This is a genomic window from Allocoleopsis sp. (assembly GCF_036703385.1).
Lineage (GTDB): Bacteria > Cyanobacteriota > Cyanobacteriia > Cyanobacteriales > Coleofasciculaceae > Allocoleopsis.
The window spans coordinates 1-3,811 of the sequence record NZ_DATNPA010000553.1; the positions used below are offsets into that span (position 1 = coordinate 1).

9 protein-coding genes are annotated in these 3,811 nt (G+C 45.1%); 3 read left to right on the forward strand and 6 right to left on the reverse strand.

Going from position 1 to position 3,811, the window contains the following annotated elements; genetic code table 11:
* Window positions 1–200: 200 nt before the first annotated feature.
* A complete protein-coding gene (locus V6C93_RS26995; protein WP_333479761.1) occupies window positions 201–431 on the forward strand; it encodes a transposase family protein in 231 nt (76 codons plus the stop codon).
* A 139-nt stretch (window positions 432–570) separates the two neighbouring features.
* A complete protein-coding gene (locus V6C93_RS27000) occupies window positions 571–831 on the forward strand; it encodes a transposase (RefSeq protein ID WP_349262858.1) in 261 nt (86 codons plus the stop codon).
* Here V6C93_RS27000 and V6C93_RS27005 read toward each other — a convergent pair.
* From V6C93_RS27005 to V6C93_RS27025, 5 genes are all read right to left on the reverse strand, one after another.
* Window positions 815–1,024 (reverse strand): hypothetical protein, encoded by a 210-nt coding sequence (locus V6C93_RS27005; RefSeq protein WP_333479762.1) that lies wholly within the window; start codon window positions 1,022–1,024, stop codon window positions 815–817. The genes V6C93_RS27000 and V6C93_RS27005 overlap by 17 nt on opposite strands.
* Window positions 1,025–1,332: 308 nt before the next feature.
* Window positions 1,333–2,181, reverse strand: coding sequence for a class I SAM-dependent methyltransferase (locus V6C93_RS27010; protein ID WP_333479763.1), 849 nt, complete (start codon window positions 2,179–2,181; stop codon window positions 1,333–1,335).
* A 108-nt stretch (window positions 2,182–2,289) separates the two neighbouring features.
* The gene (locus V6C93_RS27015; RefSeq protein WP_333479764.1) at window positions 2,290–2,610 is read right to left on the reverse strand and encodes a hypothetical protein; all 321 of its coding nucleotides are present in this window, start codon (window positions 2,608–2,610) and stop codon (window positions 2,290–2,292) included.
* Window positions 2,611–2,691: 81 nt separating this feature from the next.
* Complete coding sequence (locus V6C93_RS27020) at window positions 2,692–2,961, reverse strand: hypothetical protein (RefSeq protein WP_333479765.1); 270 nt, start codon at window positions 2,959–2,961, stop codon at window positions 2,692–2,694.
* Window positions 2,909–3,250, reverse strand: a complete 342-nt coding sequence (locus V6C93_RS27025; protein ID WP_333479766.1) for a DUF6972 family protein — start codon at window positions 3,248–3,250, stop codon at window positions 2,909–2,911. The genes V6C93_RS27020 and V6C93_RS27025 overlap by 53 nt, the downstream gene beginning before the upstream one ends.
* Window positions 3,251–3,255: 5 nt before the next feature.
* Here V6C93_RS27025 and V6C93_RS27030 point away from each other — a divergent pair, with 5 nt between their 5' ends.
* A complete protein-coding gene (locus V6C93_RS27030; protein WP_333479767.1) occupies window positions 3,256–3,387 on the forward strand; it encodes a hypothetical protein in 132 nt (43 codons plus the stop codon).
* Between the two features lie 89 nt (window positions 3,388–3,476).
* Here the strand turns inward: V6C93_RS27030 and V6C93_RS27035 are convergent.
* Window positions 3,477–3,811: dihydrofolate reductase family protein (locus tag V6C93_RS27035; protein WP_333479768.1), on the reverse strand; the 335-nt coding region annotated here is incomplete at its 5' end.

The following is a 3,811-nucleotide window of genomic DNA, read 5'->3' on the forward strand; positions in this document are numbered from 1 at the left end:
TTGGCTCTTCCGTACCTAGTGTGATAAGTATTTTTTATAAAAACATCAACTCTGTTGCCTAATTCTTCGCCGAGAATACTTGTAAACATTGATTTGGGTGGGCTCTCGCCTTGCGGTCAATAACTCTCACTCAAGAAAGCGAAATCCTTCTCCCGCAAGGTGAGAGCCCTTGCTCTCTCAGGAAGAATGACGATTTCACCATGACCTCTGCTGTTGAACAACTACTGAATCTACCGGGAACTAAGGTAGCAGGCTACCAGCAACTAGAAGGATATATTTGTCTGCCTCTCAAATTTACAAGTCGGGGAATTAACTGCCGTCATTGTCAAGAGTATACGCAACAATTCCACCAAGCCACTTTCATCTTAGTGAGAGACTTACCTACCTTTGGTCAACCTGTCTATTTGAGAGTACCTCGGCGTAGATTTTAAAGAAAAGGCTACCGAGATTTTATCACCTTAGTCAGCAACGTTGATTCCGGGAATCTTCTAGAAGTCATTGATAGCCATAAACAAGAAGAAATCATTGAAACCTTGAAGCAGCAACCGCTGGAAGGAAGAGTTTAGAGAAATTTATGAAACAAGTCAAACGGTACAGTCCGGCCTAAATCGTATGAAAAAATGGTTAGCTCAAGCCCTGGTATTCTACCCAAAAGCTGTACAGACAATCCGTGAGCATCTAGAGGGTATTTGTAACTACTTTATCAGTCATACCACCAGCGGAGTAATGGAGGGAATTAACAACAAAGTTAAGCTAATCATGCGACAAGGGTATGGGTTTACTGACTTCGAGAACTTTCGTGCCCGTTTGCTAGCTAGCTTTTCTGATTAGTATAACTTATCACACTAAATACGGAAGAGCCCTTCAGTTCGCCATTTTGCTCCTCTACTCGTGCTGCTTGAAAGTTTTCATATATTTCCTCACGGCGCTCTTCCCGTAGATACTGCCTCAGTAGCAATTGAATTTCTTGCTTCTCCTCTGTGGAGAGGCTTTTGATTGCCTCGACTACATCACTGAAGCTCATAGCCTGAAACACCGTGTAGGACTTGCTTAATCAATCTAGCATGACGATGATTGTTCGGGATGAGTACCTATCTTAAGGCAGATTCAAGGTCAATCGTTTACTCACAATCTTAACCTAGCTGCGATAGCGAAGCGCTGCTGCGTTCGCCCTTGGCGTTGCCGAAGCGTCGCGCAGAGCGCATTCTTGGAACGCTAGCAGCTAAACTTATCGCTGACAGATAATCTCGAAACAAAGCCCAACACTTGAAGTGAGATTTGCGCCAACTCAACCTACGGCGATGAGCGATCGCAGCGCCAAAGAGTTAATTGTTATCCCGCAACTTTACGCGCAATACCCATAAGGTGAGCGCTCATCCCTAGCGTAGACGGTTCTGCTTCCAGCCAGCGAATAGCTTCCAAGAGTCGCTCACGACGAGCAGATTCACCCCAATGCTCCTCGAAGTTTTGTAGCAACCAGCCTGGGCCTTCGATCGCTAATAGTCTCTCACACTGTAAGCCTGCTTCTTCAATCTCCGTTCTCAGTTCTTCGGGATGATGCAAGAAGGCTGTCGTAAAGTAATCAGGATGGTTGTTTGGGTTGCGATGTTGACCCTCAGCCAAATCCCGTTGAGCAATGCTCACAAATTCTGGGTCATCTAAAAATCCTCGAAACAATCCATCTAAGGTGGAAGCCAAGCGGGAAATTCCAGCCGCAAAGATAATCCCTCCGTCTCTTAAGATACGATGAGCCTCCCGTAAGGCATGGATGCGATCGCTGCGATCGGTCAGATGATACAAAGGCCCAAGCAGGAGAACAACATCAATACTGGCATCCTCTCGATTTAATTGGCGAGCATCCCCAACTGCCATACTTGCAAGTGTGCGGCCAGGCTCAGACTCGGAAGAACGTTGAGCTTGCTCGATATGTAAAGGAACCGCATCAATGAGATGAACTTCATAGCCTTTTTGAGCAAGCCAAAAAGCGTGAATACCAGTACCACCCCCAACATCGAAAATCGTTGCGGGTGGAGGAGGCAGGTAGCGACTGAGAAGTTCTTGGGTTCGGGCTAATTCAAGCTGACCTACACTGTTCAATAATCGCTCAGCTTCTCGACCTCCTTCATAGTGGAGCAGTGCTTCATCTGAGAGCAGGTTGTCTAACCCCGATAAATCTGACATTGTGTTTTCTCCTTATCAAAAAAGCGATCGCATCCTTGGAAGCTAACAGCTAGACTCATCGGTCATAGATAACCCTAAAACATCGAGGGACTTGTTGGCTTACTTGTTCTATTTATCGTTTTCCAATGCTTGCTGAATATACCGTTCAGCCTTCCCAAGGAGAGCCTGTGATTTTTGTGCTCTTTGCTCCGTGCTACCACCTCCTACTATTGCATCCCATGCTTCTTTCGCAATAGACAGTACCTCCTGTTTGACTTGTTCCGGCAAAATAACATCTTTCTCCACTTCAGAAACAATTCGATATACAGATGACTTAGCATCACTCATCAAACTAGTCTCAAATGCATCCCATACATCATCTTGTGCTACGCGAATTTGTTGTAATAGCTCCGAAACTCTGGTGAGTTGAGTGTCTGTAAAGTTATGCATATTATTTCTTTTTATTCAACTAAAGTTTGTAGAGGTTGTGAGACCTATCGACTATAGCAACAGACGAGTTGCGATCGCACTCTACTGCAACTCGGATGCTGAGAGTCGCCCTTCAATTGGCTCATATTCATCTTCTAACAGCCAATTTTGCGCTTCTTGGTAGGTTGAGCTGGTAAATATCACCTTGTAACCCTCGGCAGGATCGTACACGCAACAGTGTCCTGCTTGGTTGCTCAAGAGTAGTAATACATAGGGAGGTGACAACATTGGATCGATCCAGACTTCTGTAAAGTGCCAATTATCCCTCACTGGGTCGAGTGCGGGGGATGACGTGATATCGGTTTGCTGCATCAATTTTCACCTCTCCATAGAATAGTGGAGTTCTGGAACCATCATCAGGATTGATTCTGTAACCAATTGCTTCAGTAAAAAACAACCCGTAACGCTCATATCCTCTAATGATGCCTGTATATTCTCCTTTTTCTATAATGGCTTGGGCAATTCTATCCATTGTGGCTTCATCGTTGAAAACGTGAGCTGCTCGTCCTCGTCTCAATAACCTTTGCACTTGAGCTGTATCGGGTAGATGTTTAGCGATATGCCGGAGGTCGAGGATAATGTCACGGTCAATGCCGCTCATGGAATTTGATCGTCAAATCTCATGAGTATATCAAGCTTTGCGATCGCACCACTGTAGATATGAGCGATCGCATCTTTGGAATGCTAACAGCTAAACTCATTGGTGACAGACAACTCGAAACGAAGCCTAATGCTTGAAGTGATATGGAAAGTAGGCGCGATCAGCTTCGCTGGTGCCGTAGGCAATCGCTCCTCCGACACCTGGCAAGTACGCCCTCACGATTAGCTTAAATTTGTTCCATTGTTTTCACACAATAAAAAAGCAACAGGACACCGTTTTTGTAAATCTTGCTGTCGGTGAGTTCTAGAGCAGTCTGCTTGATAACTCCGGAAAAAAGTGGAATGCCCGAACCAAGCAGTACTGGATTCATCTTCAGGATTATCTCGTCAATTAAGTTCTCGGCAAAAAGCGTTGTGGCTAAATCCGCGCCGCCGCAGAGGTAGATGTCCTTACCCGTTTGATTCTTCAATTCTCTGACTAATTCAACAATATTCTCGCAGACTAATTCAACATTTTCATCTGGGCTTTCTTTCATCGTGCGAGAGAAAACATACTGCTTCA

Bases quoted from the DNA above. Each gene is read 5' to 3' on its own strand.
- V6C93_RS27020 (WP_333479765.1), bottom strand. From the start codon at position 2,961: ATGCAGCAAACCGATATCACGTCATCCCCCGCACTCGACCCAGTGAGG.
- V6C93_RS27005 (WP_333479762.1), bottom strand. From the start codon at position 1,024: ATGAGCTTCAGTGATGTAGTCGAGGCAATCAAAAGCCTCTCCACAGAG.
- V6C93_RS27025 (WP_333479766.1), bottom strand. From the start codon at position 3,250: ATGAGCGGCATTGACCGTGACATTATCCTCGACCTCCGGCATATCGCT.
- V6C93_RS27015 (WP_333479764.1), bottom strand. From the start codon at position 2,610: ATGCATAACTTTACAGACACTCAACTCACCAGAGTTTCGGAGCTATTA.
- V6C93_RS27010 (WP_333479763.1), bottom strand. From the start codon at position 2,181: ATGTCAGATTTATCGGGGTTAGACAACCTGCTCTCAGATGAAGCACTG.
- V6C93_RS26995 (WP_333479761.1), top strand. From the start codon at position 201: ATGACCTCTGCTGTTGAACAACTACTGAATCTACCGGGAACTAAGGTA.